This is a genomic window from Qipengyuania sp. ASV99 (genome assembly GCF_047872805.1).
Classification (GTDB): Bacteria; Pseudomonadota; Alphaproteobacteria; order Sphingomonadales; family Sphingomonadaceae; genus Erythrobacter.
Genome location: NZ_JBLQUK010000001.1, coordinates 388,844 through 415,431, shown reverse-complemented (window position 1 = coordinate 415,431; position 26,588 = coordinate 388,844). Strand labels below are relative to the sequence as shown.

The window sequence follows — 26,588 nt, the reverse complement described above, 5'->3', positions numbered from 1 at the left end:
GTTCAGGGTGACGGATTAAGGCAATATTACCCTCGCAACTCCGCCCCCTGTTTGGCTGCCGCCGCTATGATCTGATCGGTGATCGCCTTCAATTCGGCATCTTTGAAGCTGGCCTCGCCCGGTTGCAACGTGACTTCGATGGCGAGCGATTTCATGCCCTCGGGCACGCCTGCGCCGGTGAAAAGGTCGAACACACGTGCGCCTGCGATATGCGCCTTGTCCGATCCCCGCACCGCTTTCAGCACATCTTCGGCGGGCAGCGCATCGGGCACAAGAAACGCAAAATCGCGGGTCACAGCCTGCAAGGCGGGCGGGGTGAAGCTGGGCCGGGCAAAGCTGGCGGTGCCTTTTCTCGCCGGGATTGCGCCGAGGAAAATCTCCACCGCCGCGACCGGACCGTCCATATCAAACGCCTTCAGCGTTGCGGGATGCACCATGCCGAACCGCGCCAGCACATTCTTTGGCCCCAGCCGCAATGTGGCCGATTGGCCGGGATGGAATTGGGCCCCCGCTTCCCCCTGCACCATCAGATTGGCAATCGGCGCGCCCGCCGCTTCGAGCAAGCTGAGCGCGATTGCCTTGGCATCAAAGGCATCGAACGGCGCAGCCTTGCCGCTGGCCCAGCCGCGCGGCTCTTTATCGCCCGACAACACCGCGCCCAGCGCCGGCTGTTCGTCGCTCAGGCCGTCACCGCCGCGGAAATAGCGCCGCCCGATCTCGAACAGGCGCAAAGAGGCGGCGCCGCGATCCGCATTGCGCTTTGCCGCCATCAGCAGTCCCGGCAATAGCGACGGGCGCATCGCCTTCATATCCTCGCTGATCGGATTGGCGAGCACCCACAGATCCTGACCATCAGCGGCAAAATGCTCTGCCGCCCAGAGCGGCAGGAACGACCAGGTGATGGCCTCGCCCAGCCCGCTGCCTGCCGCGACGCGGCGCAATTTGCGCTCCAGCACCTGCTGCGGGGTTGCGGTTGGGCGGGCGACCCCGTCATGGCGCGGCAAGGCCACGCTTGCCACCTTGTCCAGCCCGTGAATACGCACGACTTCCTCGACCAGATCGGCGGGGCCTTCGATATCGTGGCGGCGCAGCGGGCAAGTGACCTGCCAATCATCCGAAACGCCGAAATCGAGCGATTCAAGGATGCGCCGCTGCTCTTCGGCGGGAACACTCACCCCGCCCAGCCGCGCGGTCAGGCCGGTGTCGAAGTTCACGATTCTCGGCTCGCTTGGCGGCGCACCGGCGCGCACCACTTCGCTCGGCTGGCCGCCCGCCAGTTCGGCGATCAACCCGGTCAGCAGGTCAAGGCCGTCATCCAGAAACGCCGGATCAACCCCGCGTTCAAACCGCGTGCGCGCGTCCGAGGTCAGACCCAAGGCACGCCCTGCGCGCCCGATCCGCGCGGGATCGAAAAAGGCGATTTCGAGCAGCACGTCGGTGGTCGCCTCGCTGACGCCCGAATCCTCGCCGCCCATGATCCCGGCAATGTCGTGGACTTGAACCTCGTCCGCGATCACCACCATGCTGTCATCCAGCGTGTAGGTCTTTTCGTTGAGGGCTTGGCATTGCTCGCCTGCCTTCGCCCGCCGCGCCACCACCGCGCCGCTCAGCTTGGCCAGATCATAGACATGCGCGGGGCGGCCATAGCCCAGCATCAGGTAATTGGTGAGGTCCACCAGCAACGAGATCGGGCGCTGGCCCGCGCTCTTCAATCGCTGCTGCAACCATGCGGGTGAAGTGCCATTGGTGACGCCCGTGATGACGCGGCCATAGAACGCCGGGCAACCTTCGGGATCGTCGGTGCGAACTTCCACCGGGCACGCGCCCGCCGCTGTGAACGTCGGCACGGCAATCGGCTTCAATGTTCCCAGCCCCTTGGCCGCCAGATCGCGCGCAATGCCGTAAACCCCCATGCAATCTGGGCGGTTGGGCGTGATCGCCACGTCGATGACAGGTGAGGTCCCGTGATAATCGGCAAAGGCATGGCCGACCGGCGCGTCACCGGGCAGTTCGATGATCCCGTCGTGATCCTCGCCCAGCTCAAGCTCGCGCACGGAGCACATCATCCCATTCGATTCGACCCCGCGGATTGCGCTTTTGCGCAGCACCATGCCGTTCGCCGGAACCACCGCGCCGGGCAGGCCCAGCACGCCTTTCATCCCCGCGCGGGCATTGGGCGCGCCGCACACGACCTGCAGCGGATCGCCCTCGCCAGTGTCGACGGTGAGCACCTGCAATTTATCGGCATCAGGATGCGGCGCAGCGGTCAGCACCTGCGCCACGCGGAAACCGGCCAGCCGGTCCGATGGGTCTTCGACGCCTTCAACCTCGAGCCCGATAGCGTTGAGCGCTTCGCAGATTTCCGCGAGGCTGGCGGACGTTTCAAGGTGATCCTTGAGCCATGTCAGGGAGAATTTCATGCGCGCGCTCCCACACCAGCAGACAGGGTCGGTTGGTCATAGGCGCTGAAGCCGTAATGGCGCAGCCAACGGACATCGCCGTCGAAGAAAGCGCGCAGATCATCCATTCCGTATTTGAGCTGGGCGAGCCGGTCGACCCCGGTGCCGAAGGCGAAGCCCTGCCATTGATCGGGATCGAGCCCGGCGGCGGCGATCACCCGGCGGTTGACCATGCCGCTGCCCAGCACCTCCATCCACGCATGGCCCGGTTCATCGCCCGACCCGCCGACGATCCGGCGCCCGCCTTCCATCGCGTAGCCGACGTCGATCTCGACGCTCGGCTCGGTGAAGGGGAAGTAGGAGGGGCGCAAGCGCAGCACAATATCCTCGCGCTCGAAGAACGCCTTGAGGAAGGTTTCCAGCGTCCATTTCAAATGGCCGAGGTGAATGTCTTTATCGATCACCAGCCCTTCGATCTGGTGAAACATCGGCGTGTGGGTGGCGTCGCTGTCGCTGCGATAGACCCGGCCCGGGGCGATGATGCGGATCGGCGCGCCGTGTTCCTGCATCGCCCGGATCTGCACCGGCGAGGTATGGGTGCGCAGCAGCACCTCCCGCCCCTCCCCGGTCTTGTCCGGGAAGTAGAACGTGTCGTGCATCGCCCGCGCGGGATGCGTCTCGTCCATGTTGAGCGCGGTGAAGTTGTGCCAGTCGTCCTCGATCTCCGGCCCGGTGGCGACCGAAAAGCCAAGGTCGGCGAAAATCTCGGCCAATTCATCCATCACCTGGCTGACCGGGTGGATCGAGCCTTGCGCTGCAAACGGCGCGGGCAGCGTCAGGTCCAGCGTCTCGCGCGCCAACTGCTCTGCAAGCGCTGCGCCTTCCAGCTCGGCCTTGCGCGCGTCCAGCGCGGCGGCAACCTCGGCGCGCGCCGCCTGAATTGCGGGGGCTGCATCCTTGCGCTCATCCGCGCTCATCTGGCCCAGCGTCTTGAGCGCGAGGCTGATCCAGCCCTTCTTGCCAAGCGCGGCCAGGCGCTGCTCCTCCAGCATGTCGAGCGTGGTCGCAGCGGCGATAGCGCCAAGGCTTGCAGTGGTTTGTGTGGTCAGTTCGGTCATGATTTGCCTGTTTGGTCAGGCGGGTCCGCTAGCGTCAATTGCGCCGCGATGCAAAGCGACAATCGCGCCGAGCCCAAGCGATCAGCGGGGATCGTCAGATTTTGCGCGCGCCCGAATTGAGCCCGGATCGTGGAGGCCCTGCACCGCCTCTCCCGCAATCGCCATCCGCGCGCGTGCCGCCGCAATCAGGAACGGCTTGTCGAGCTTTGCATAGGCACTTGGGCTCATCCCCATGAAACGTTTGAAATCACGCACGAAATGCGCCTGATCGTGATATTGGCAATCGAGCGTTCGCAACCATTTTAGCGATGGGTCGAGCATGAATTGCGAAAGGCTGCGCAGGAACCGCTGACGCCGCAGCAGCAATTTGGGGGTGAACCCGAACGCCCGTTGGCTGAGCCGCTCTAGCGACCGGACATTCATCCCCACCCGCTCTGCCAGCGCGGTCACCGTGGCAATTTCCGGATCGACCAGCGCGGCGTTGATCGCGGTGATGCGCAGCGCCAAGGGTGATGGGTTGGCCGCCATCTTCTCCATATGTTTTTCGATAATGGCCAACTCTGCGGCAAAATCGCTGTTGGCGTTTTCCAGCGCCGCCCCAAGCGCCGCAGCGAGGGGATGGAAGGCAGCGAAGGCGCGGTCCTGCGCCCCGTCCACGATCCGGTCGGCATAATCGCCCGCCGGTGCATCGATAAGTGCCGACCAACCCAGTGGCAACAGCCCGATGCCCCAACTGCGCCCCGGCCCGATGCGGAACCGCGCAGCCTTGCTGGTTGGCCCGGTGATGCAGAAGGCTGGTGCGGGCTGAACCGGATCAGCGCCAATCGCCGACTGCGCCCAGCCCGCCTGCATGAACCGCAGATTGGCCCATTCCGGGTGCAGATAATCTTCGAGCGCCGGCTTGGACGGGTGGCCTGTGACAGTGGTGCGGTAATAGGTCGTGACATAGGGGCGCAATGCGGCACTGGGGAGCGCAAAGCGAACGGTAATCGCGCCGCCGGTTTCAGCCTGCATCATCCGCGGTCACTTATCCTTCGGACCCGCGCGCTGGCCGGTCGAGCGTCTGTGCGGCGCTGCCCCAGACCCGCGCGCGCGCTTCCATGAAAGAAGCGAGGATCGGGTGATCGAGGCCCGCATATTTGCTCGGCGTCATGGTCATGAATTGGGTAAACTCGCGGGTGAACTGCGCCTGATCGTGATAATCGCCGTCCATAGCCTCGGTCCAGCGTGCGCCGCCTTTCTGGCCGCTGTGGAGCATATAGCTGGTCAGGCTGCGCATGAAGCGCTGACGCCGCATCAACAGTTTTGGGGTAAAGCCGAAATAGCGGTGGCACATGCGTTCGAGCGTGCGGATGCTCATGTTGCAGGCATCGGCGAGCTCTGCGACCGCAATATGCTGCCCGCTGACCAGCGCTGTATGGATGCGCTGAATCTTGGGCTCATCGCGGTTTGGCTGCATCAAATGTTCCATGGTCGCGGCAATTGCCGCCAATTGTTCTTCAATCGGGACCTCAGGATCGCACAGAACCGGGGAAAGACCATTGAACTTTGCGAAGGCCGGATGCGCTGCGCCGTCGCATATTGTGTTGGCGAGCGCAGAGGCGTCTGCAGCGATCAGCCGCGCCCAGCCGAGCGGCAGCAGGCCAATCCCCCACATCCGCGCATTGCCCAGCTCAAACCGGCAGGGCAGCGCGCTTGGTCCGGTCGCGGTAAAACGCGCGCCGCTGACCCGCGATACGCCGATTTCGGCCGAAGGGCATGAGCCTGCGAAAAAGCGGAGATTGCCCCATTCGGGTTGCAGGTAATCTTGCAGGGTCCCGCGCGTTCCGGCATCCAGATCCACGTGATAAAACGAGGTGAAGCAGCCATCGAATTGCGGCGGCGGAGTGTAAAACTGGCTGCGCACCGTATGGTCTGCGCCATAGCGAGCCGATAGGTTTTCACGTTTCGGCCCATCGGCGGGACCATTCGCAATTCCAGCATTCCGCATGGGGAACATTTGGCCCATTTGACGCAAATTTACAAGGTTCGCGGCGCATTCCTACAATGTGCCGCGCTCAGTGAGCATACTGATCGGCATGGAAAAGGGCCGCAGCGCATTGGTGTGCGTTGCGGCCCTTTAGAGCGGTTGCGCACCCTTGCCGGGCGCGATGGAAGCTGCCCTAGGCGGGCAGCGCGCTTTTTGCCTGCGCGATCACCGCCTTGAAGGCGGCGCTTTCGTTCATGGCGAGATCGGCCATCACCTTGCGGTCCAGCTCAATCCCGGCAAGTTTCACACCGTGCATGAACTGCGAATAGGTGAGCCCTTCGGCGCGGACGGCAGCGTTGATGCGCTGAATCCACAAGGCGCGGAAATTGCGCTTGTTGATCTTGCGGTCGCGGTAGGCGTATTGGCCGGCTTTCTCGACCGCCTGACGCGCGATGCGGATCGTGTTCTTGCGGCGGCCGCGGTAACCCTTGGCCTGCTCAAGGAGCCGTTTGTGTTTCTGGCGGGTCGTAACACCGCGTTTAATGCGTGGCATATCTGTATATCCTTAATTCTGTCGCCGGGCGGGCCAAAGCCGCGATCTCAGCAATGTAGGCCCGGCAATTCAGGCCCATCAATTCAGGCCGTAGGGCGCCCATTTCTTGATCGTCTTCGCATCAGCGTCAGAGACCAGTTCGGTGCCGCGGTTCTGGCGGATATACTTTGCATTGTGGCTCATCAGGCGGTGCCGCTTGCCAGCGACGCCGTGCTTGATCTTGCCGGTGGCGGTGATTTTGAAGCGTTTCTTCACACCGCTCTTGGTCTTAAGCTTGGGCATTTTCATCTCCTTGGTAGGACACGTCGAAACCGGCCGTGGCAGCCCTTGTCGCCAGGCAGGCTGATTGATTCGTGTCAGTGAAGTGCGCGCGGATAGGCGGGCACGCGGCGAAAGGCAAGCGGTTTGGGGGGTGGGGCGAGGTGGCACGGTCCAGATGGCCGCTTTCCGGTGCGGTGTCGCCGGGCGTGAAGGACCGGAATTTGGGTGGTTTCCTACCTCACCCGTCATCCCAGCGAAGGCTGGGATCTCGGGCGGAAAGCGCCGATCCATGCAGCCCAGGACCCCAGCTTCCGCTGGGGTGACGGGCGAGGCCGAAAACGGGAGAGGCCAAAAATGGGGTCGTATGCGGAATGTCGGCTTTCGGCGAAAAAGTGCCGATTGCTGCCGAAGCTCCTAGCCCATCGCCTCCAGCACATCCTCCAGCCGCGCGGGGTCGCCCAGCGCGATCACGGTGCCGTCGCTTCCGGCGTCGAGCGGGTTGCCCTGCCAATCGGCCATGATCCCGCCTGCGCCTTCGACCACGGGGACGAGCGCGGCGTAGTCGTAGAGCTTCAGCCCCGCCTCGATCACCACGTCGACATGGCCGGACGCGACGAGGCCGTAATTGTAGCAATCGCCGCCATAGATGATCTTCTTTTCCGCGACCTGTTTGGCGACCGACATGAAAGCATCCGCCTCTTCATTGGTGAACAGATGCGGGCTGGTGGTGGCGAGCACCGCGTCGGTCAGCTCCTTGAGCGGGCGGGTCGCGGCAGGCTTGCCGTTGAACAGCGTGGGGTGGCCAATCCGCCCGACCCAGCGTTCGCGCAGCACGGGCTGGTCGATCACGCCGAGCACCGGCCAGCCATCCTGCAACAACGCGATCAGCGTGCCAAAGATCGGGCGGCCGGCGATGAAGCTGGTGGTGCCGTCGATCGGATCGAGCACCCATTGCCGCCCCGCGCCTTCGTTGCGCGTGCCGTATTCCTCGCCGATGATGCCGTCAGAGGGGAATTCCGCCTCGATGATGGCGCGCATCGCGGCCTCGGCTGCGCGATCGGCTTCGGTGACGAAGGAGCGATCATCCTTACGCTCGGATTCCCATGCTCCGCGAAACAGCGGACGGATCGCAGCCCCGGCAGCATCGGCAAGGCGATTGGCGAGGGCAAGGTCAGCGGGGGTCATACTTGCCCTTTATTCGTCATTGCGAACGAAGTGAAGCAATCCAGTTCGATGCGCGAGACACTCTGGATTGCCGCGCGGCTTCGCCGCTCATAATGACCAAATCAATCAAACAAACTGCTGACCGAACTTTCATCCGCGATCCGCCTTATCGCCTCGCCGACCAGCGGGGCCATGGTGAGGATGCGGATCTTGTCGGATGCTTCGGCGGCTTCGGTCGGGCGGATCGAATCGGAGATCACCAGCTCTTTAAGCTGCGACCCGTTGATCCGCGCCACTGCGCCGCCTGACAGCACACCGTGGGTGATATAGGCCGCGACGGACTTCGCTCCGCCCGCCAGCAGCGCATCGGCGGCGTTGCACAGCGTGCCGCCCGAATCGACGATGTCGTCGATCAGGATGCAGTGCCGGTCCGCGACATCGCCGATGATGTTCATCACCTCGCTTTCGCCGGGACGATCGCGGCGCTTGTCAACGATGGCGAGCGGGGCGTTGTCGAGCCTTTTCGCCAGCGCGCGGGCGCGCACCACGCCGCCGACATCGGGGCTGACGACCATCAGATCCTGATCGCCGTAGCGCGCCTGAATATCCGCCGCCATCACCGGCGCACCATAGAGATTGTCGGTGGGAATATCGAAGAAGCCCTGAATCTGCCCTGCGTGCAAATCCACCGCCAGCACCCGGTGTGCGCCCGCCTCGGTAATCAGATTGGCAACCAGTTTGGCCGAGATCGGCGTGCGCGGGCCGGGCTTGCGATCCTGCCTTGCATAGCCGAAATAGGGCACCACCGCCGTTATCCGCTTGGCCGAGGCGCGCCGCAGCGCGTCGATGCAGATCAGCAACTCCATAAGGTTGTCATTCGCCGGAAAACTGGTCGGCTGGACGATGAACACGTCCTCTCCGCGCACATTTTCGTGGATTTCGACGAACACTTCCTCGTCCGCGAACCGCCGCACGCTCGCATCGGTCAGCGGGATTTCAAGATAGGCCGCAATGGCCCGGGCGAGCGGCAGGTTCGAATTGCCGGACATAATCTTCATGGCGCGCGAATCCCCGAAGGCAGGTGATGCGACCCGCCTAGCGATGAGTCATGGAAACGCAACAGACGAGGCGCGGTTGTCGTCAGCTCTGGGGAAATTGTGCCCGCGTCCGGTTGGCAAAGGCCACCAGCGACAGCATCACCGGCACTTCGACCAGCACCCCCACCACCGTCGCCAGCGCCGCCCCGCTCGTCAGGCCGAACAGCCCGATGGCGACCGCCACCGCGAGCTCAAAGAAATTGGACGTGCCAATCAATGCGCAGGGCGCGGCGATGTTGTGCGGCACTTTCCACGCCATCGCCGCAGCATAGGCAATCGCGAAAATGCCATAGGACTGGATGATGATCGGCACAGCGATCAGCACAATCAGCAGCGGACCCGCGATAATCGTCCCCGCCTGAAACGCGAACAGCAGCACCACCGTCGCCAGCAGGCCAATGATCGACCACGGTTTAAGCCGCGCGGTAAAGGCATCCACCGCCGCCGCATCCCCGCCATGCGCGGCAATCACCCGTTGGCGCGTGAAAGCCCCGGCGGCGAGCGGGATCACCACATACAGCGCCACCGACAGCAGCAATGTCTCCCACGGCACCGCAATATCGGTCACGCCGAGCAGCAGCGCGACCAGCGGCGCAAAGGCGACGATCATCACCAGATCGTTCACCGAAACCTGCACCAGAGTGTAGGCCGGATCGCCGCGCGTCAGCTGCGACCACACGAACACCATCGCGGTGCAGGGCGCGGCCCCCAGCAGGATCAGCCCGGCAATATATTGGTCCGCCTCGCTCTCCGCGATCAATCCGGCATAGAGGTAATCGAAGAACAGCACCGCCAGCGCCGCCATCGTGAACGGTTTGATCAGCCAGTTGACCACCAAGGTGATGACCAGCCCCTTGGGCTTGCGACCGATATCCTTAATGCTGGCGAAATCGACGCCAACCATCATCGGATAGATCATCGCCCAGATCAGCACCGCGACCACCAGATTGACCGAGGCATATTCGAGCCGCGCGAGCACCCCGACCGCATCGGGCGCCGCCAGCCCAAGCCCTAACCCGGCCAGAATGGCGAGCAGCACCCATAGCGACAGGTAACGTTCGAACGTGCCGAGCGGCGAGGCCGCCAGGGCGGATTGTGAAATGGTCTGGGTCATGCGCGGGGTTTCCGGCTTTCAACAGGAGATGGTGCGAGACAGTCGCGTCCGGCGAACAGCGCGCCCATCATATCGCCGCACATTTCAGGCGCGCCCTGACAGCAATCCTCCATCAGGAAGGTCAGCAGGCGGCGCATCGCGGCATAATCGGCGGTGTAATGGATCAGGCGGCTTTCGCGGGCCGATTGCACCAGCCCGGCGCGTTCCAGCGCGGCGAGATGATGGGACATGGTCGAAGGCGGGACGTGCTGACGATCGGCAATAGCGCCTGCAATCATCCCGTCCGCCCCCGCCTGCACCAGCGCGCGAAACACCGACAGGCGCGTTTCATGGGCCAGCGCGCCCAGCGCCTCGACCGCCCAACGCTGATTACCGGGAGCTTCCATCAAACGACCTTTCGAGAAATATCGAAATATAGATGATGCGGGGCAAGTCAACCGGGCTTTCGGGCTGCGCGCATCGACTTTGTGTTGCCAGTCCCCCGCAGAGGTTTCCTACAGCCGAATTTTCTGCAAACTGATTGGTAGACAAATAAGCGCGCGGAAAGAAAACGAGTTGGAGAAGTGTCAAGCAACCAGAAAGAGGGATTTCGCCCTGTTATCAGATGGTAAGAACCCATTTGTCCGCTTGACACCCTGTCAAATGTGTCATGCGTTCCCAACACCGATGCGGGGCGATCCTATGCTCGCCTTTGATCCATCGCGAGCGCTTGTTTCGGGTGCGAGGACCGTTGCGCGTGGTTCAAGTCTTGGCTCAACCCCGATGCGGGGCGATCCGGTGCTCGCCTTTGATCCATCGCACGGGTTTGTTTCAGGTGCGAGGACCGTTGCGGCTTCTAGGCCTCGTTCAACCCCGATGCGGGGCGATCCGGTGCTCGCCTTTGATCCATCGCACCGTGCCGCTCGATGCGCGCATCACAACACTATGCGTGGTCATGATCACCGCGCCGGTCGATTTCTTGCGCTTCTTCACCCCGTCGAGCAACGATCCATCGGTCACACCGGTCGCGGCAAAGATGCAATCGCCGCGCGCCAGATCATCAAGTTTGTAGATCCGGCCAAGATCGGTGATGCCCCATTTCTTCGCGCGCGCTTTCTCGTCATCGTTGCGGAACACCAGCCGCCCGTTGAATTGCCCGCCGACACAGCGCAGCGCCGCCGCTGCAAGCACGCCCTCGGGCGCGCCGCCTTGGCCCATATACATGTCGATGCCGGTGTCCTGATCGGTCACCGCGATCACGCCTGCCACATCCCCGTCGCCAATCAGATAGACCCCGCAGCCCAGCTCGCGCAGCTCGGCAATCAGATCGGCATGGCGCGGCCGGTCGAGCACGCAGACATTGATCTCGGACGGGTCCTTTCCCTTGGCCGCCGCCACCGCGCGGACATTGTCGCTGGCCGATTTATTGAGGTCGATAATATCCGCAGGCAGGCCCGGTCCAACCGCCAGTTTGTCCATATAGACGTCGGGCGCGTTGAGCAGATCGCCTTCTTCGGCCGCTGCCAGCACCGCCAGCGCGTTCGGGCCAGCCTTGGCGGTGATGGTCGTCCCTTCGAGCGGGTCCAGCGCAATGTCGATCTTGGGGCCTTTGCCCATGCCGACTTTTTCGCCAATGAACAGCATCGGCGCTTCGTCGCGCTCGCCCTCGCCGATCACCACGGTGCCGTCCATGTAAAGATTGTCGAACGCGCGCCGCATCGCCTCGACCGCCGCGGCATCGGCGGCCTTTTCATCGCCGCGCCCGATCAATTGCGCAGCGGCGACCGCAGCGGCCTCTGTCACGCGAACCATTTCCAGCACCAGCACGCGGTTGATCGCATTGTCCTGTTCAAGGTCTTTTGCCGCCAGCACATCTGTGTCAATCGGGGTGTTCATCGGAGATTCAGTCCTTCTGGGCTTTGCCTTCGCCCTGCGCTTAGACTTGGAGGAACGCGATTGTCGAGCAAAGCCGCCGCCTCCCTTCCAAAAACGTGTGGCCCGTTAAAAACATGTGGGCCGAAAATCGTGCGCCGCGCGCCGTTGGCCGGTTTGGCTCTGGCCGCGGCGGTGATCGCTGCATCGCCTTTGGCGGCGCAGGATGACCCTCTGGTGACAGTGCCGCCGCCAGCGGGTGAGGTTTCGGCAAATGCTGCGTCAGACCCCCTTGCCGACCCTGCTCCGCCGCCCCGGCAAAGACGCCAGACCATCGATCTGACGGTGACCGTCCCGCGCGAGGAATCGGACCGACTGATCCAGGAAGACTGCGAAGAAGAAGCCGACGCCGGGCGCATCGCGGGCGAAATCGTGGTCTGCCGCCAATTGGGCGAGGCGACCGACGGTTCATGGAACAAGGATGCGTGGGAGCGTGACTATGCCCGCCGCACTCAGGGTGGCAGCACCCCCGATGTCGCAGGCGGAGGGATTTTTCGCGGTCCGGCGACCGTGGGCGGATTGTGCATCATCCCGCCCTGCCCGCCCGAAGCGGCGCTGATGATCGACGTCGAAGCCTTGCCCGAGGCGCCCGCGGGATCGGATGCGGACCGGATTTCGCGCGGGCTCCCACCGCTGGGTCGGGGCGACGAAGCGACGCCCGAGGAGATTGCCGAGCGCCGCCGGGCGCTGGGATTGGAGGCGCCGCCCGTGCCCGGCGAATAACCGGTCAGCAAAGGCTATTTGGGCAGGATCGGCAGCACCAGCGGGTCGCCGGTCAGGCTGTCGGAGCCGTCGAGCAGGTGGAGCGCGCGGGTCACATTTGCCTCGCGCCCTTCATGCGTCACCATCGCCACCAGCACCTCGCCGCCGTCATTGGCGCGGCCTTGCTGGATCAGGCTTTCGATCGAGACATCGGCGTCGCGCATTGCGGCGGTGATCTCCGCCAGCACACCGGGGCGGTCGTTGACGGTGAAACGCAGATAGGTCCGCTCGGTCCGGTGGCCGGGCTCCGCCGGGGGCAGCGCGGCAAGCTGCGCCACCGGAATTGAGAACGGCGCGCCGACGGCGGAGCGGGCAATATCGATGAGGTCGGCAACCACCGCGCTGGCGGTTGGTCCGTCGCCCGCACCAGCGCCCTGAAACAGCAACCGGCCGGAGAAATTGCCCTCCGCCACGACCGCGTTGGTCGGCCCATCGACCGAGGCAAGCGGATGGTCCTTGCTCACCAGGCAGGGCCGTACGCGTTGCAGCAGGCGTGCGCTCTCGCCCACGCCCTCAACGTCGGCTTCCCCGATCAGGCGGATGACAAAGCCCAGCGCATCGGCCTGCGCAATGTCAGCGGCGCGAACCTGCGTGATGCCGCGGGTGTCGACCGCAGCGAAATCGATCCGCGCGCCAAATCCGATGGCCGACAGGATCGCCAGCTTGTGCGCGGCGTCGATCCCCTCGATGTCGAAGGTCGGATCAGCCTCGGCATATCCGAGCCGTTGTGCTGCGGCGAGGGTTTCGGAAAAGTCCGCGCCGGTCGCTTCCATTTCGGAGAGGATGTAATTGCAGGTGCCGTTGAGAATGCCATACACTTTGGAAAGCGCATTGGCGCTGGTCCCTTCGCGCAGGCCCTTCACCACCGGGATGCCGCCCGCAACGGCGGCTTCGAATTTGAGCGGCGCGGCCTGCGCCTCAGCCAGTTCAGCCAGCGCGAGGCCGTGATGCGCGATCATCGCCTTGTTCGCGGTCACCAGTCCCTTGCCCTGTGCCAGAGCGGCTCGCGAAAGCGCGAGCGCCGGGCCGTCCGATCCGCCGACCAGTTCAACCACCACATCCACATCCTCGCGCCGGCCCAGCGCGGTCATGTCGTCTTCCCAGCCATAGCCGCCGATCTCGATGCCGCGATTCCGGCTCCGTTCACGCGCGCTGACAGCGACGACTTCGATCGCCCGCCCAGCCCGAGCGGCGACCAGATCATGATTGGTGGCGAGCAAACGGATCACCCCCACGCCAACCGTGCCAAGTCCTGCGATGGCAATGCGCAGCGGTGCCGGTGGCGCAGAAAGTGGGGCAGGATGGGCTGTGGTGGTCAAGGATACGCTCCGCCGGTTTGGTCAACGCGCGCTGCGCTGACGATACGCGCGGGCGGCGTCAAGCGGCGATTGCCTCGGGCAAGGCCAGAAAAGCTGCCGAGTTCACGGCAAGAGCGCTTATCCCGCTTCGGTGATTTCGCGCGCGCACGGCCCCATTTGATGGATGACAAAGGCATAATCTGCCTCTGCCAAGCGCCGCGCATCGGGATCGCGCGCCAGATTGGCGCTGCTGGGCAATCGTTCGGGCAGGGCGCAGGCGAGCCGGTACCAGCGCAAGGTTTCGGGCTGCGGCGGGCGCGCGGCGGAATCGATAATCTCCCCCCACGACACGCCCCACACCGGTCGCTGGCCGGGGCGGCGCAGCACCGTGATGGATACGGGCGAGGAATTGTTTGTTGCGAGAAATATCTGCGTTTCCGATTCGCCGGTCAGCGTGCCTTGCACCGCCAGTGCGTCGCGGACGCCGGTCACGACCGGCGGTGCATCACTCGCAACCAGAGCCGAAAGGACGGATCGCAGCCGCGCTTCCAATGCGGGCGAGTAATCGAGCTGCGCCTGTTTCCCGGTAAGCTGGAGCGAACCGGGCCGTCCGGAAACGGAATCGGCAAACAGCACGACGACCCGGTCCTTGAACTTGTCGGGCTTGCCCCGCGCATTAACCGGGACATCGACGAGATAGACCAGCGATTCGCCAAGTGCGCTGGGTCCGGCGAGCAGCGCCTGCGTGCGCGCCTCTATGTACAGCCGCGCGAATCCGGGGGGGAGACCGGGGGCACGCTCGGGCTCGACCACGGTCTGACGGCGAATCTCTGCACGGATCACAAACTCGCTGCGTTCAGCCAAATCGGTCAAATCGGCGTAGGTCGCGCGTTCGGCTGGACTTGCCAGCAGCGCAGTTTCGGACTGTGCAACCACGGGCGCGGCGAACGCTGATGCAGCAAATCCAAGCGCTGCGGCAACTGTGCCTCGCCGCGCTAGCAGTTTGAAACCATATCCTAATTTTGTGTTAAGTGCCGCCATTGTCCCAATTTCCCAGTGCCCACCAACGCGGACTATTTGCCTTTTTTCTATTCGAGCGTCGCAACAGTGAATCGGCCCTGAACCGTAAAAGCGTTTGATTGCCTAGACCTTGCCGGTTAAGGCTCCAAGGGCTTACGGCGAGGTTGGGGACAAGATCGGCGCAGGCAGGGCCGCTTCATATGCATCTTGGGAAAGGATGCATTGGGCGGTCTGTCGGGACTGGATTTCTGGCGCGCGCCCTCCGGGTTAACGGGCAGCGCATATGGACATCGGGGACCGGCTGGGAGATACAAGATTCTGGGATTCACGGCCCAGGTCGATTTCAGCGATCCGATGCGAATCGGAGCGTCTGGTGTTTGGCCTGACGTGAGAATTGTGTCGGATTTCGGTCCGTCAGTTATTATGGAGAGAAAGCGACTGGATGGCCTACGCTGACCAACAAGGGCTTACGCCGGCCAAGCTGATCGGCTTGATCGCGGCGTTAACCGTAGTGGGACTAATTGGGCTCGCTATGGTGCTCGGCCTGACAATTTCAAAGGCTCTGAAAGAGATCGAGAGGGTTACCACGATTGATATCGAGGAGCCTGAACCCCCCGAAGAGGAACCGGAAGAACCGCCACCGCCGGAGCAGGAGGTATCACCTCCGCCGCCGGTTGCACCGCCGCCGCCGATTAACATCGCACCGGCTCCGCCACCCATTCGCACGCAGCCTACGATCCCGCCGCCTGCTCCGCCGGCATTGCGGATCCCGCCTCCAGCCCCGGTTGCCCCGCCTGCGCCGCCTCCTGCGCCGTCACAGGCCCGCGGTGCGACCACTCGCAACGAACGCAGCTGGGCGCAGAGGATTCAGGACAATTACCCTTCGCGCGCTTTGCGTGAAGAGGTCGAAGGCACCGTAGGCGTTCGCGTCACTGTGACACCTGATGGACGCGCGACTGGCTGCTCGGTTACGGCGTCTAGCGGGTCGAGCATTCTCGACGATGCAGCTTGTTCGGGGATGGAGCGTTATGCGCGTTTCAATCCGGCACTGGATGCCGCCGGAAATCCGACATCGGGTTCGTATTCGACGCGGATCACTTATCGTTTGAATTGATGAAAATCACGGATTGGCGGCTCGCAAGGAAGGGGCGGCAATCCTGGGGACACTTTTTTAGAAGGACTATTCGCAATGAACCTTTATTATCTTGCAGCGGTTGCCGCAACCGAAGCGCCGGAGAACGAATTCGGCTTTGTGAAAGCCATGGAAGAAGGCGGCCCGGTTGCCTGGTCGATCCTTGCCGTGATGGTCATCATGTCGGTCGGATCGTTCTACATCCTGTTCACCAAATATTTTGAACAAGCCAAGGTGCTTCGCCAGTACAAGAGCGTACCTGGCACTTTCTGGCGTGCAGCCACCCTTAAAGAAGGCGCTGCGAAGCTTGAAAAGAACAGCGCATGGCGTCAAATCGCCGATGATGCGATCACCGCTCAGGAAAAGCACGGCAAGATGACCGACAGCCTCGAAGCGCATGATTACATGCACGGTTCGCTTCAACGTTCGGAAGATTCGATCAACTATGCGCTGTCGGGCGGTCTGTCCTTCCTCGCGTCGGTTGGTGCGACCGCGCCGTTCATCGGTCTGCTCGGTACCGTGATCGGGATCTATCGCGCGCTGATCAACATCGGCATTGAAGGTTCGGCCTCGATCGACAAGGTTGCCGGTCCGGTGGGTGAAGCGCTGATCATGACCGCAATCGGTCTGCTCGTCGCTGTGCCTGCGGTGCTTGCGTTCAACTTCCTTCAGGCCCGCAACCGTCGCATTGGCGAATTGCTTGGCAGCTTCTCGACCGACATCCTTGCCTACATCAGCTCGGACGGCGCAGTGAAGCCGGCGGTAACCGCAGCACCCGCTGCGAAGGCTGCCCCTGCAAAGCCCGCCACCACGACCGGCGGCGTTGGCGTAAACAAGTAAAAACCGGAGCTTTGCCGGGGGCGCTCAGCGGTGCCCCCGGCAACCCGCACGGTTCATAAGTTGCGAGGCAGCGCCACAGTGCGCTGACTTTTTGAAAAGCTCTTTTTTTGAGCAGATAGGGAATTCACAATGGCGATTTCGACGGGAGGTGGGGGCGATACCCCGATGTCCGACATCAACACCACGCCGCTGGTCGATGTGATGCTGGTTCTCCTGATCATCTTCCTCATCGCGGTTCCGGTGGCGATCCAGACGATTGAAAAGCTGGAGATTCCGGTGTTCGAATCGATTGAATCGAAGAACAAGGTTGAGAATCTTCAGCTAACCGTGAGCACGACCGACGAAGCAGGTAACACCGCCTCGACGATCAGAACCGGGTTTCAGGGCGCATCACGTTCCGGGGAATGCCGCGTGTATTTCAACAATATCACGCCGGTTACTTCCGAAGAATTGTACGATCAGGCGTTTTCGCGTCTCGATGCAATCGTTCAGGCCGCTGGCGGACCCGAAGCAATCATGGAAGATCCTGAGCGGATCCCCCAGGTCCATATTCGCGCCGACGTAAACACGCCTTGGCGCTGTGTGGCTGGCGCAATCTACAATGTGCAGGCTGCGGGTTATCCAACGGTCGGCTTTATCTCGAACCCGGTTTCACCCGGCATCTAATCACCCCGGTGCCCATGCCCCAACGGCGATGGAATGGCACAGGTATCTAAGGAGTAACTGACATGGGTATGGCAGGAGGCCAGCTGGACGGCCAGCCAATGCTCGACATGAACATGACGCCGTTGATCGACGTTCTGCTCGTGTTGCTTATCATGTTCATCATCACCATTCCGGTGGCAACGCACTCGGTCGATATCGATTTGCCGCAAGACACTTCGAATATGCCGCCGCCACCAGTCGATCCGATCAAGAACAAGCTGGTGCTGACTTCGCAGGATCAGATCCTTTGGAACGCTGAAACCATCACCTCAGGTCAGCTTGTGACGCTGTTGCAGGAATCCACGAACTTCGCAGTGGAACCAGAGCTGCAGTTTGAGCCCGAGGCGCAGGCCAGCTATGACCTGACCGCCAAGGTGCTGCAGATCATCAAGGCATCCGGCGTGACCAAGTTCGGCTTTGTCGGCAATGAAAAATATCGCGTGTTCGGCTCCGGCCAGTAACATCTGAGACAAATATGGGCCTTGGCCTGATAAGAGGGCGCTGCGAGAAATCGCGGCGCCCTTTCTGGTTTTCCATCACGGAAACGTCCGGACGTCAGATGCCCTCGCGGTCATCCATCTCCAACGGATCGATCCGCATTGCCTCCCCCGCAAGGCTTTCCGCCTCAACCCACAATTCGTCGTCCACTGCACCTTGCGGCACCGCCTCGCGCCCGATCATCGTCATCACCGGTACCGCCAGCGGGGACACGCGCGTCAGCTCAACATGCACCAATTCATGCTGCGAACGTTCCAGCAAATCGCCAAGCCGCCCCACATCGGTCATCCGTGCGCGAGCATCGGCCCATGCAGCCTCTAACAGGATGTGATCTGGCTCGAACTTCCTCAGCACATCGTAAATGAGGTCGGTTGAGAAGGTCACCTGTTTCCCGGTTTTGCGCTTTCCAGGATGTTGACGCTCGACAAGCCCACTGATCACAGCGACCTCTCGAAAAGCGCGGCGCAGCAAGTGCGATTCCGTCACCCATTCGATAAATTCATGGGTCAATATATCGGGCAACAAGAGCGGCTTGGGATCATCAACCGGCTTCAATCCCCACACCGCCAGGCAGTAATCATTGGCCACGAACCCGCCCGGCATCAGCCCCCGATCCTCCATGCGCCGAGTGATCAGCATCCCCAGCGACTGGTTCGCGTTCCACCCTTCGAATGTGTAATAGGCGGTGTAGTGCTTGCCATGATGCGGAAAGCTTTCGACCAGCAATTCGCCCGGTTTGGGTAGCCGGCTGCGGTAATCCTGCACCTCCAGCCACTCGCGCACATCGTCGGGAAAGCGGCCCCAGCCTGCGCGGTCGTCGAGCATCGCCTGCACCCGCGTCGCCAGATGCGTGGTCAGCGGGAGGCGCAACCCGCCATAGGATGGGATGGTCGCCGATTTCTTCGCAGCGCGAACAATCACGTCCATGTCCTTCACGCTTTCCACCTCCAGGCTCATCCCGGCAAAGAAGAACGTGTCCCCGGCAGACAATTGCGCGGCAAAGCGTTCCTCGACCTTGCCCAACTTGCGCCCGTTCCTGAACCGCACGGTGAGCATTTCAGAATCGACGATGATCCCGGCATTCATCCGGTGGCGCTGCGCCTGATTGGGGTGGGAAAGCCGCCAAACGCCATCCCTGCCGCGGACGATCCGTTTGAATTTGTCATAGGCACGCAGGGCATATCCGCCATTCTCAACAAAGTTCAGCACCCGCCGCAGCCCTTCTGCATCGAGCCAGGCATAGGCGAGCGCGTTGTGCAGTTCGACCAGCAGATCATCTTCGTGAAAAGGACCGGCACAGGCGCAGGCCATGATGTGCTGCGCCAGCACATCCAGCCCGCCATCACGGAAAGTCTCGCCGTCGCGCTGGCCTTCGTCCACGGCATCTTTTGCCGCCATTGCTTCGAGAAATTCGAACCGGTTGCCGGGCACAAGCACCGCGCGCGATGGCATATCGAGCCGGTGACCAGCGCGTCCGATGCGCTGCAACAGACGCGAGGAACCCTTTGGCGCGCCCATCTGCACCACCAGATCAATGTTGCCCCAATCCACTCCGAGATCGAGGCTGGCAGTGCAGACCAAAGCCCGCAGATTGCCTGCAGCCATCGCATCTTCGACCTTGCGCCGCGCTTCCTTCGATAGGCTACCGTGGTGCACGCCGATGGGAAGGTGGTCTTCGTTGACGTCCCAAAGGCATTGAAAGATATACTCGGCAAGGAAGCGCGTGTTGGTGAATATCAGCGTGGTGCGGTTGGCCTTTATCGCTGCGTAAAGCTGATCCACCGCCCAGCGCCCCGCGTGCCCGCCCCATGGCACTCGCTCTTCGATCGGGAGCAGAATCTCGACCTCAGGCGCGGCTCCCGGCTCGCCCAGCACCAGATCGGCGGCGACAATCTCTCCGGTGCCATCCGTGCCTTGCGGCGCCAACCATTCCTGAAACGCCAACGGATTTGCGAGCGTCGCGGACAGTGCGACGCGCCGATGGCCCGGTGCGAAGTTCTGCAACCGCGCGAGCGACAGCGCCAGCAGATCGCCACGTTTACCTGTGGCAAAGGCATGGACCTCATCGATCACCACCCGTTTGAGATCACGAAACAGCTCCCGGCTTTCGGGATAGGACAGCAGCAGCGAGAGCGATTCGGGCGTGGTCAACAACACATGCGGTGGCTTCTCGCGCTGGCGCTTCTTTCGATCGGAGGACGTATCTCCGCTGCGCGTCTCGACCCGGATCGGCAGGTCAATTTCCTCAATCGGGCTCAGCAGATTGCGCTTCACGTCATGCGCCAGCGCCTTCAGCGGCGAGACATAGAGCGTGTGCAGACCCTCAGCGGGCGGCGCGCCCATACTCGGCGCGAAATCGCACAGCGTCGGCAGAAACCCGGCGAGCGTCTTGCCCGCCCCGGTATCCGCCACCAAGAGAGCATGCGCACCCGCGCGCGCTTTGAAGAGCATTTCAAGCTGGTGCCGCCGGATCCGCCACCCGCGCGCATCGAACCACGCCTGAATTTCGGGCGGGATTTCGGGAGGCAAGGGTGGTGCGTTGCTCACTCTACGCGTGATGGCAAGCGGCGGGCATGGCGACAAGCGCGATACCGCACCTGTGGGCGCTTCATAGCCCGCCAATCGAAGCGAGCATCGCCGGTGTCACGTCGTCTCGTCTATCCAGCATCGCTTGAAGGAGCCCAATTTGCGCCGAGCAATGGTTGGGACCATCCTGACTGACGAGCCATTCGCGCAGTTCAGGAACCTCGACACTGTAACGCTCAGCCGCGGCAACGAAGGCCCAATCGGGCGTGGCGCCCCGCTCTACCCCCAAAGCTTCCGCGCCGAACCCGCCCGATTGCAGCAGACCAAGTGCGAGGCTCTGTTCGAATGTCTTCCAGTCTTCACGCATTTGCGGAGTATCGCCAGAAAAACTCAAGCCGGTGACTTGCTGGCATGCATCCTTGCCAATCTCCTGCGCGGTGGTGAGCCAGGCAAGATGCAACTCGGCGATCGCCAATGCCTGTTCGCGCGGGGCGGCAGCGCGCGCGCCGAGCATGCGGCGGCGCAAATAGGCGCGAGCCGCACCAAAGTCGCCGGACTGTGCGGATAGGAGACCTATCAGTTGGTGGGACAAGGTGCCATCGGCAGAAACGAGGCCGACATAATCGAATTCAGCGCCGAACAGTTCATCGATCATGGCTTCGACCTGCACTGGATCGATGTCGCCGGGACGCCGGTCTGCTCCGGACTGCAACGCAGGCCGTTGGATGATCGGATATTCGCGGCGCGGCTCCTCTCGATCATCATCTCCGCTGCACATGGCGACGAGCAAGATGAACCCCAGAAACAGCCAGTGCCAGTTCTTGCGAAGCGGCTCCAAGTCCAGGTTCGATGGCAAGTGGTTGGCAAGCGTCCGCTCATCCGCGGCATTCTGCAACATCAGTTCGCGCTCAGTCTCGGCAACATAGCGGCCAGAATGTTCCCACTCTTCCGTCTCCGTCTCCGGCTCCGGCTCCGGCTCCGGCTCCGGCTCCGGCTCCGGCTCCGGCTCCGGTTCGGGTTCGGGTTCGGGTTCGGGTTCGGGTTCGGGTTCGGGTTCGGGTTCGGGTTCGGGTTCGGGTTCGGGGGGCGCCCCCTGCACAGGTGTCGCAGTGTCAACAGGCTGTTGCGGCTCGGCTTCAGGCTCGTTCACTGCTCCGGCGCGCTCGCTCTTACGGCGCAGATCCGCAGCCAAGAACAGAGCTTTCTCCCGCGCTTCAGTCAGCTGAGCAAATGCAGAAATCCGCATCGCCTGCGCATCCAGCGCAGCGCGACGGGCCGCAAAGGCCGCATGGATGGCATCGCGGTCCGATGTTTCGGCAATGCCCAGCTCAGACCATGGCCATTGGCTTGATGGAGGGTCAGTGCCCAACACTCTCCCCGCGCTCCAGCCCTGACAGCGCCAGTTGTTCGTCAATCTGTGCGATCAGGCGGGCAAGGCCTGCATCGGTGTCGCTCTCCGCGCGGGCGACCAGCACGTCCTGTGTGTTCGATGCGCGCAGCAGCCACCAACCGTCAGCGGTGTTCACGCGCACCCCATCGGTGGCGTTGACGCTTTCCACCTCCGGTCCGGGCTGGGTGGTGAGCCGCTCCATCACTTCGGCCATGGCCGGGAATTTGCGCGCTTCATCGACCTGAAACCGCATTTCAGGCGTGTTGAGCATCGCGGGCATGGCGCTGCGCAGCTCGGTCACTGACTTGCCCAGCCGCGCCGAGGCCGCGATCAGCCGGATGCCCGCATATAGCGCATCGTCGAAGCCGTAATAGCTGTCAGCGAAAAAGACGTGGCCGCTCATTTCGCCCGCCAATGGCGAAGACGTTTCCTTCATTTTGGACTTAATCAGCGAATGCCCGGTCTTCCACATTAGCGGCTTTCCGCCCAGTTCCGCGACTCGGTCGAACAGCGCGCCACTGGCCTTAACATCGGCGATAATCGTGGCTCCGCGGTGCTTGCTGTCCTGAGAAGTCAGCACATCCTCGGCATAGATCATCAGCAATTGATCGCCCCAGATCACCCGGCCTTCGCCATCGATTGCGCCGATCCGGTCGCCATCGCCATCAAAAGCCACTCCAAAGTCGAGGTTCTTCTCCGCGACGAGCGCGCGCAAGTCCGCCAGATTGGCTTCGACAGTGGGATCAGGATGGTGGTTTGGGAAATGTCCGTCAACTTCGGTAAACAACAGATGATGTTCGCCCGGCAATCGCGCCGCCAACGCTTCGAGGGCCGGACCGGCCGCGCCGTTGCCCGCGTCCCAGCCGACCCTGATCCCGGACAAGGCTTCGACAGGAATATCGATCAGGCCTTCGAGCATGCGCTCGACATACTCGCCAAGGATGTCGAGTGCCGTAATCTCCCCGGCCCCGCTGGTCCAGTCGCCGCGTGCTGCCAATTCCCCGAGCTTCTGGATATTCGCGCCGAAGAACGGGCGCCCCTGAAATACCATTTTGAAGCCATTGTAATTGGGGGGATTGTGGCTGCCAGTTATCTGAATGCCGCCCTGTATCTCTTTGCGTGATGCCTCGGCATAATACAGCATCGGGGTCGCGCCCATGCCAATCCTCAAAGCATTGCAACCGCTCGAATTGAGGCCCTCCACCAATGCATGTTCGAGCATGGGGGAACTGACCCGCCCGTCATAACCCACCGCAACGGTTGGTGCGGTTTCGCTCGCATCTTCCTCGGCAAGCGCGCGAACCAACATTGAACCAAAAGTGCGTCCGATTGCTCGGGCATCATCGGCGCCCAATGTCTCTCCGATAATCCCGCGAATATCGTATTCGCGCAGCATTGTGGGGTCAAATTGATGGGCCATCGCGTGATATTCCTAGACAGTCTTGTTCTTCATGCGCTTCGGTTGGACTGGAAATATGTCAATCCTGCGGTGGCTCTTCGCCATTGCTCTCGCCCGTATCATTGCTGCGCAGCTCGATCCCATTGCCCGGCAATTCGTCGAGTAGAAGATCGCGGGCATCGTTCGCTTCGTGCACCTGCGCGTTGGTTCCGCCCTTATCCGGATGAACCATTGAAATCAGCCGCTTGTGCGCAGCCAGAATCTGCTGGCGGCTTGCTCCGTGTTCAACCCGCAGCAGCCTGCGCGCGTTGAACAGCGCCTGACTGCGCGTCGGCCGTACCTTTAACATTTGCCACGGCCATTGCCCCAGCGCCCAACGGAAGAAGACGATCCCGAGCAACAATATGACAGCAATTTTCAGCATCGCAGCATGTCCTTAGGCTAACTCAAGCTTAGGCTCTGGCTTAGCAAAATCAGGCAGATTCAAGGCCTTCAGCAGCGCGCGCAATTCTTGTCGGGCGACCAGGTGGCTGGTGCCCAGATCGCCCAGATGCCCCTTGTCCAACAAAGTCAGGCCCGAAGGGAACAACTCGCGGTAAATCACCCTTTCGGAAAGTCCGTGGACTACCCGAAACCCCACACGTTTGGACATTTCATTGAGCGCCTTTTCGATCCGCCCCATGTTGCGCGCTTCGGTATAGCCGGTGCGGTTGCGCACCACGATCCAGTCCATCTCGGGCCGCTTTTCGGCGATGGTTGCGCGGCTGCGCTTTACTCGCGCTTCCCAGATCAACTCGGCGAAAAAGGACAGCTTCTTGACCTTGAAACTCTCTGCATCGACTTGCCCGATCAGGTCGAAATCGACAAAACTGTCATTCATCGGTGTCACCAGCGTATCAGCATTCTCGACCGCATGCCGAGCCAATGGGTCGTCACGCCCCGGATTGTCGATGATGAGGAAATCGCAGTCTTTTTCCATCCGCTCCATCGTCAGCGATAGCGCCTGCTCACTGCGCCCCTTGAACACTTCGCAAGCCGGGGTCGGCAGTTCAGCCGCGCGTCGCTGCATGGTCTGAAACCGGTTTTCCATATAGCGATGCGAGGTGCGCTGGCGTGGATCGAGATCAAGCATCGTCACCCGCGCGCCGAGATAGGAAAGCGCAACTGCAATGTGGACCGCTGTCGTCGACTTGCCAGTCCCGCCCTTCTCATTGGCAAAAACAATTCGGTGCGCGGTGCTGCAGGTCATTGACGCTGGTCTTCCTTCATCAGGCGGAGGCGGTGCAAAGTCGCCCATTCTTCATGAAATGCTTTTGAGCGCAGCGCTGCAAGCGGCTAACGCGCAAGGGATTTGCTTTTTTGACCGTATCCGAGGGGAATTCTTCGTGCAAACCACTGATACACTCGATGTGTTGAGAATGCAGATAAAAAACCTGCGCGCATCTGGCTCCAGAATTGGACTGGTGCCGACCATGGGTGCGCTCCACGAAGGGCATTTGACGTTGGTTCGGCGCGCGCGCGACGCTTGCGACCATGTCGTCGCTTCGATCTTCGTCAATCCCACCCAATTCGGTCCGAACGAGGATCTCGATGCCTATCCACGCCAGCTTGCCGAAGATGCGGCGATGCTGGAGGCAGAGGGCTGCGCGCTGCTGTGGGCACCAAAAGTCAGGGAGATGTATCCCGACGGCTTCGCCACCAGCATTTCTGTCCGCGGGGTGAGCGAAGACTTATGCGGCAAAACAAGGCCCGGCCATTTCGACGGAGTGGCGACGGTGGTGAGCAAGCTGTTCAACCAGGTGCGGCCCGATATGGCATTCTTTGGCGAGAAGGATTTTCAACAGCTTGCAGTGATTCGGGCAATGGCGCGCGACCTCGATTTCACGCAGCCGCATGCCGATGCGATCATTGGCGTTCCGACTGTGCGAGAGGCCGATGGCCTAGCCATGTCGAGCCGCAATCGCTATCTTTCGCCCGAACACCGCCGCGCTGCTGCCAAATTGCCGCAAGCCATGAAGGTTGCGATTGCAAAGATCGAAGATGGCCATGATGTGGCCGAAGAACTTGCGGCATTTGAGGCCGAATTGCTGAATGCGGGGTTCGGCAGCGTTGATTATGCCGAACTGGTTGATGCCGTCTCGCTGCAGCCGATCAACGCGCTGGCTGGCGCACCGACCCGCTTGCTGGTAGCGGCGCGCATTGGCGGCACCCGGCTAATCGACAATATGGCAGTGCTACCGCGATCAGCGGAAAAAGGATAATATTCAATGCTCAAGCATTTTTGGGGTTCGCTCCTGTTTTCCGCCGCGTGTCTGACACTGGGCGGATACTATGGTTGGCTGATCCACGGCACCATAGACGGGGTTATCGGGATCCTGTGGATCTGCGCCGTGCTGGCGGTGCTGGAAATATCGCTGTCGTTCGACAATGCGGCGGTCAATGCTTCGATACTTAAGGATATGGATCCGGTCTGGCAGCAGCGGTTCCTGACCTGGGGGATCGCGATTGCGGTTTTCGGAATGCGGATAGTCTTTCCCTTGGTGATCGTGATGGTGGCGGCCGGCATAGGCCCGGTCGACGCGATTGAACTGGCGCTCAGCAAACCCGCAGAATACCAGCGGATCGTCAGCGCTGCGCATATCGGCCTGATGGGTTTTGGCGGCGCGTTCCTTGGTATGGTGGGGCTCAAGTTCTTCTTCGATTCGGACAAGCGACTCAATTGGATCGACGCGATTGAGCGCCCGCTCGCCGGGGTCGCCAATATTGAAGCGGTATCGATCGGGCTGGTGCTTGCAGGCACATGGGCGACTTCTGCCATGTTGTCAGATGCCGACGCGCTCACCTTCATCACCGCCGCGATTGGCGGCATGCTGACCTATCTGGCGGTCGAGATTGTCAATCACCTTCTGGAGCCGCCCGCACCCTCGACCGGGGATGTGGCGAGAGCCGGATTCGGCGCGTTTCTCTATCTCGAAGTGCTCGACGCAAGTTTCTCGTTTGACGGCGTTATCGGGGCGTTTGCACTGACCAACAATCTTATCATCATCGCAATCGGGTTGGGGATCGGAGCAATGTTCGTGCGTTCGATGACGATCTTTCTGGTGCGCAAGGGGACAATGTCGGAATATCGTTATCTCGAACACGGCGCGTTCTACGCGATCCTGGCGCTGGCGGTGATCATGTATATCAACACCTTCGCGCATATCCCCGAAGTCATCACTGGTCTGATCGGAGCGGCTCTGATTGGGCTCGCATTCTGGTCATCGGTGCGCTGGAACAGGACAAACTCCGGCACAGCAGCCGCTTGACGAGGCCCGCGCTTTGATGGCAATGGCGAGGCTTGAGCGGGCGGGTATAGCATAGTGGTAATGCTCTAGCCTTCCAAGCTAGCTAGAGGGGTTCGATTCCCCTTACCCGCTCCAAACCTACTCC

25 protein-coding genes and 1 tRNA gene are annotated in these 26,588 nt (G+C 61.9%); 8 read left to right on the top strand and 18 right to left on the bottom strand.

The genetic code is table 11. The features are described 5' to 3' along the window. Positions 1–26: 26 nt before the first annotated feature. From pheT to glpX, 11 genes are all read right to left on the bottom strand, one after another. Positions 27–2,420, bottom strand: a complete 2,394-nt coding sequence (gene pheT / locus ACM64M_RS02050; RefSeq protein WP_416226970.1) for a phenylalanine--tRNA ligase subunit beta — start codon at positions 2,418–2,420, stop codon at positions 27–29. Beyond that, a complete protein-coding gene (gene pheS, locus ACM64M_RS02045; RefSeq protein WP_416226969.1) occupies positions 2,417–3,517 on the bottom strand; it encodes a phenylalanine--tRNA ligase subunit alpha in 1,101 nt (366 codons plus the stop codon). The genes pheT and pheS overlap by 4 nt, the downstream gene beginning before the upstream one ends. Before the next feature lie 81 nt (positions 3,518–3,598). Then, entirely contained in the window at positions 3,599–4,534 is a 936-nt protein-coding gene (locus ACM64M_RS02040) for a helix-turn-helix domain-containing protein (RefSeq protein WP_416226968.1), read from the bottom strand. Between the two features lie 10 nt (positions 4,535–4,544). Next, complete coding sequence (locus tag ACM64M_RS02035; protein ID WP_416226967.1) at positions 4,545–5,507, bottom strand: helix-turn-helix domain-containing protein; 963 nt, start codon at positions 5,505–5,507, stop codon at positions 4,545–4,547. A gap of 172 nt (positions 5,508–5,679) precedes the next feature. Then, a complete protein-coding gene (rplT, locus tag ACM64M_RS02030) occupies positions 5,680–6,039 on the bottom strand; it encodes a 50S ribosomal protein L20 (protein ID WP_416226966.1) in 360 nt (119 codons plus the stop codon). A 78-nt stretch (positions 6,040–6,117) separates the two neighbouring features. Further along, positions 6,118–6,321: a 50S ribosomal protein L35 gene (rpmI, locus tag ACM64M_RS02025; RefSeq protein ID WP_416226965.1), complete on the bottom strand. Its 204-nt coding sequence runs from the start codon at positions 6,319–6,321 to the stop codon at positions 6,118–6,120. A gap of 393 nt (positions 6,322–6,714) precedes the next feature. Further along, positions 6,715–7,485, bottom strand: a complete 771-nt coding sequence (gene hisN, locus ACM64M_RS02020) for a histidinol-phosphatase (protein ID WP_416226964.1) — start codon at positions 7,483–7,485, stop codon at positions 6,715–6,717. A 101-nt stretch (positions 7,486–7,586) separates the two neighbouring features. After that, positions 7,587–8,522, bottom strand: a complete 936-nt coding sequence (locus tag ACM64M_RS02015; RefSeq protein WP_416226963.1) for a ribose-phosphate pyrophosphokinase — start codon at positions 8,520–8,522, stop codon at positions 7,587–7,589. Positions 8,523–8,604: 82 nt separating this feature from the next. Next, complete coding sequence (gene arsB, locus ACM64M_RS02010) at positions 8,605–9,675, bottom strand: ACR3 family arsenite efflux transporter (RefSeq protein ID WP_416226962.1); 1,071 nt, start codon at positions 9,673–9,675, stop codon at positions 8,605–8,607. Continuing rightward, on the bottom strand, positions 9,672–10,061 hold the full coding sequence (locus ACM64M_RS02005) for an ArsR/SmtB family transcription factor (RefSeq protein WP_416226961.1): 390 nt from the start codon (positions 10,059–10,061) through the stop codon (positions 9,672–9,674). The genes arsB and ACM64M_RS02005 overlap by 4 nt, the downstream gene beginning before the upstream one ends. 460 nt (positions 10,062–10,521) lie before the next feature. Continuing rightward, the gene (glpX, locus tag ACM64M_RS02000) at positions 10,522–11,550 is read right to left on the bottom strand and encodes a class II fructose-bisphosphatase (RefSeq protein WP_416226960.1); all 1,029 of its coding nucleotides are present in this window, start codon (positions 11,548–11,550) and stop codon (positions 10,522–10,524) included. A gap of 144 nt (positions 11,551–11,694) precedes the next feature. Here glpX and ACM64M_RS01995 point away from each other — a divergent pair, with 144 nt between their 5' ends. Continuing rightward, positions 11,695–12,309: a hypothetical protein gene (locus tag ACM64M_RS01995; protein WP_416226959.1), complete on the top strand. Its 615-nt coding sequence runs from the start codon at positions 11,695–11,697 to the stop codon at positions 12,307–12,309. 14 nt (positions 12,310–12,323) lie between these two features. On the opposite strand, the gene ACM64M_RS01990 is transcribed toward ACM64M_RS01995, so the two are convergent. After that, on the bottom strand, positions 12,324–13,667 hold the full coding sequence (locus ACM64M_RS01990; protein ID WP_416226958.1) for a homoserine dehydrogenase: 1,344 nt from the start codon (positions 13,665–13,667) through the stop codon (positions 12,324–12,326). Positions 13,668–13,784: 117 nt separating this feature from the next. Then, complete coding sequence (locus ACM64M_RS01985; RefSeq protein WP_416226957.1) at positions 13,785–14,687, bottom strand: hypothetical protein; 903 nt, start codon at positions 14,685–14,687, stop codon at positions 13,785–13,787. 421 nt (positions 14,688–15,108) lie between these two features. Here ACM64M_RS01985 and ACM64M_RS01980 point away from each other — a divergent pair, with 421 nt between their 5' ends. The 4 genes from ACM64M_RS01980 to ACM64M_RS01965 all read left to right on the top strand — a co-directional run bounded on the left by ACM64M_RS01980 (position 15,109) and on the right by ACM64M_RS01965 (position 17,804). Continuing rightward, complete coding sequence (locus tag ACM64M_RS01980) at positions 15,109–15,780, top strand: energy transducer TonB (protein WP_416226956.1); 672 nt, start codon at positions 15,109–15,111, stop codon at positions 15,778–15,780. 75 nt (positions 15,781–15,855) lie between these two features. Continuing rightward, positions 15,856–16,638 carry a MotA/TolQ/ExbB proton channel family protein gene (locus ACM64M_RS01975; protein WP_416226955.1) on the top strand — a complete coding sequence of 261 codons (783 nt, stop codon included), beginning with the start codon at positions 15,856–15,858 and terminating at the stop codon, positions 16,636–16,638. Positions 16,639–16,767: 129 nt separating this feature from the next. Then, positions 16,768–17,304, top strand: coding sequence for an ExbD/TolR family protein (locus ACM64M_RS01970; RefSeq protein WP_416226954.1), 537 nt, complete (start codon positions 16,768–16,770; stop codon positions 17,302–17,304). 62 nt (positions 17,305–17,366) lie between these two features. Beyond that, the gene (locus ACM64M_RS01965; protein ID WP_416226953.1) at positions 17,367–17,804 is read left to right on the top strand and encodes an ExbD/TolR family protein; all 438 of its coding nucleotides are present in this window, start codon (positions 17,367–17,369) and stop codon (positions 17,802–17,804) included. A gap of 94 nt (positions 17,805–17,898) precedes the next feature. Here ACM64M_RS01965 and ACM64M_RS01960 read toward each other — a convergent pair whose 3' ends face one another. The 5 genes from ACM64M_RS01960 to ACM64M_RS01940 form a co-directional block, all read right to left on the bottom strand. Continuing rightward, positions 17,899–20,388, bottom strand: a complete 2,490-nt coding sequence (locus ACM64M_RS01960) for a ligase-associated DNA damage response DEXH box helicase (protein ID WP_416226952.1) — start codon at positions 20,386–20,388, stop codon at positions 17,899–17,901. Between the two features lie 61 nt (positions 20,389–20,449). After that, positions 20,450–21,739, bottom strand: a complete 1,290-nt coding sequence (locus ACM64M_RS01955) for a hypothetical protein (protein WP_416226951.1) — start codon at positions 21,737–21,739, stop codon at positions 20,450–20,452. Further along, a complete protein-coding gene (gene pgmG / locus ACM64M_RS01950) occupies positions 21,726–23,177 on the bottom strand; it encodes a phosphoglucomutase/phosphomannomutase PgmG (protein ID WP_416226950.1) in 1,452 nt (483 codons plus the stop codon). Before pgmG ends, ACM64M_RS01955 begins: the two co-directional genes overlap by 14 nt. 58 nt (positions 23,178–23,235) lie before the next feature. Continuing rightward, the gene (locus ACM64M_RS01945) at positions 23,236–23,580 is read right to left on the bottom strand and encodes a molecular chaperone DnaJ (RefSeq protein WP_416226949.1); all 345 of its coding nucleotides are present in this window, start codon (positions 23,578–23,580) and stop codon (positions 23,236–23,238) included. Positions 23,581–23,592: 12 nt separating this feature from the next. Further along, positions 23,593–24,405 carry a division plane positioning ATPase MipZ gene (locus ACM64M_RS01940; RefSeq protein WP_416226948.1) on the bottom strand — a complete coding sequence of 271 codons (813 nt, stop codon included), beginning with the start codon at positions 24,403–24,405 and terminating at the stop codon, positions 23,593–23,595. A gap of 136 nt (positions 24,406–24,541) precedes the next feature. Between ACM64M_RS01940 and panC the strand changes: the two genes are divergently transcribed. The 3 genes from panC to ACM64M_RS01925 all read left to right on the top strand — a co-directional run bounded on the left by panC (position 24,542) and on the right by ACM64M_RS01925 (position 26,578). Beyond that, positions 24,542–25,417, top strand: a complete 876-nt coding sequence (panC, locus tag ACM64M_RS01935) for a pantoate--beta-alanine ligase (protein WP_416226947.1) — start codon at positions 24,542–24,544, stop codon at positions 25,415–25,417. Between the two features lie 6 nt (positions 25,418–25,423). Next, positions 25,424–26,464 (top strand): DUF475 domain-containing protein, encoded by a 1,041-nt coding sequence (locus ACM64M_RS01930; protein ID WP_416226946.1) that lies wholly within the window; start codon positions 25,424–25,426, stop codon positions 26,462–26,464. A gap of 40 nt (positions 26,465–26,504) precedes the next feature. Further along, positions 26,505–26,578, top strand: a tRNA-Gly gene (locus ACM64M_RS01925). Positions 26,579–26,588 lie beyond the last annotated feature (10 nt).

Excerpts from the sequence above, each read along its gene's own strand:
- pheT (WP_416226970.1), bottom strand. The coding sequence starts at position 2,420 with ATGAAATTCTCCCTGACATGGCTCAAGGATCACCTTGAAACGTCCGCC.
- pheS (WP_416226969.1), bottom strand. The coding sequence starts at position 3,517 with ATGACCGAACTGACCACACAAACCACTGCAAGCCTTGGCGCTATCGCC.
- ACM64M_RS02040 (WP_416226968.1), bottom strand. The coding sequence starts at position 4,534 with ATGATGCAGGCTGAAACCGGCGGCGCGATTACCGTTCGCTTTGCGCTC.
- ACM64M_RS02035 (WP_416226967.1), bottom strand. The coding sequence starts at position 5,507 with ATGCGGAATGCTGGAATTGCGAATGGTCCCGCCGATGGGCCGAAACGT.
- rplT (WP_416226966.1), bottom strand. The coding sequence starts at position 6,039 with ATGCCACGCATTAAACGCGGTGTTACGACCCGCCAGAAACACAAACGG.
- rpmI (WP_416226965.1), bottom strand. The coding sequence starts at position 6,321 with ATGCCCAAGCTTAAGACCAAGAGCGGTGTGAAGAAACGCTTCAAAATC.
- hisN (WP_416226964.1), bottom strand. The coding sequence starts at position 7,485 with ATGACCCCCGCTGACCTTGCCCTCGCCAATCGCCTTGCCGATGCTGCC.
- ACM64M_RS02015 (WP_416226963.1), bottom strand. The coding sequence starts at position 8,522 with ATGAAGATTATGTCCGGCAATTCGAACCTGCCGCTCGCCCGGGCCATT.
- arsB (WP_416226962.1), bottom strand. The coding sequence starts at position 9,675 with ATGACCCAGACCATTTCACAATCCGCCCTGGCGGCCTCGCCGCTCGGC.
- ACM64M_RS02005 (WP_416226961.1), bottom strand. The coding sequence starts at position 10,061 with ATGGAAGCTCCCGGTAATCAGCGTTGGGCGGTCGAGGCGCTGGGCGCG.
- glpX (WP_416226960.1), bottom strand. The coding sequence starts at position 11,550 with ATGAACACCCCGATTGACACAGATGTGCTGGCGGCAAAAGACCTTGAA.
- ACM64M_RS01985 (WP_416226957.1), bottom strand. The coding sequence starts at position 14,687 with ATGGCGGCACTTAACACAAAATTAGGATATGGTTTCAAACTGCTAGCG.
- ACM64M_RS01980 (WP_416226956.1), top strand. The coding sequence starts at position 15,109 with ATGGCCTACGCTGACCAACAAGGGCTTACGCCGGCCAAGCTGATCGGC.
- ACM64M_RS01975 (WP_416226955.1), top strand. The coding sequence starts at position 15,856 with ATGAACCTTTATTATCTTGCAGCGGTTGCCGCAACCGAAGCGCCGGAG.
- ACM64M_RS01970 (WP_416226954.1), top strand. The coding sequence starts at position 16,768 with ATGGCGATTTCGACGGGAGGTGGGGGCGATACCCCGATGTCCGACATC.
- ACM64M_RS01965 (WP_416226953.1), top strand. The coding sequence starts at position 17,367 with ATGGGTATGGCAGGAGGCCAGCTGGACGGCCAGCCAATGCTCGACATG.
- pgmG (WP_416226950.1), bottom strand. The coding sequence starts at position 23,177 with ATGGCCCATCAATTTGACCCCACAATGCTGCGCGAATACGATATTCGC.
- ACM64M_RS01945 (WP_416226949.1), bottom strand. The coding sequence starts at position 23,580 with ATGCTGAAAATTGCTGTCATATTGTTGCTCGGGATCGTCTTCTTCCGT.
- ACM64M_RS01940 (WP_416226948.1), bottom strand. The coding sequence starts at position 24,405 with ATGACCTGCAGCACCGCGCACCGAATTGTTTTTGCCAATGAGAAGGGC.
- ACM64M_RS01930 (WP_416226946.1), top strand. The coding sequence starts at position 25,424 with ATGCTCAAGCATTTTTGGGGTTCGCTCCTGTTTTCCGCCGCGTGTCTG.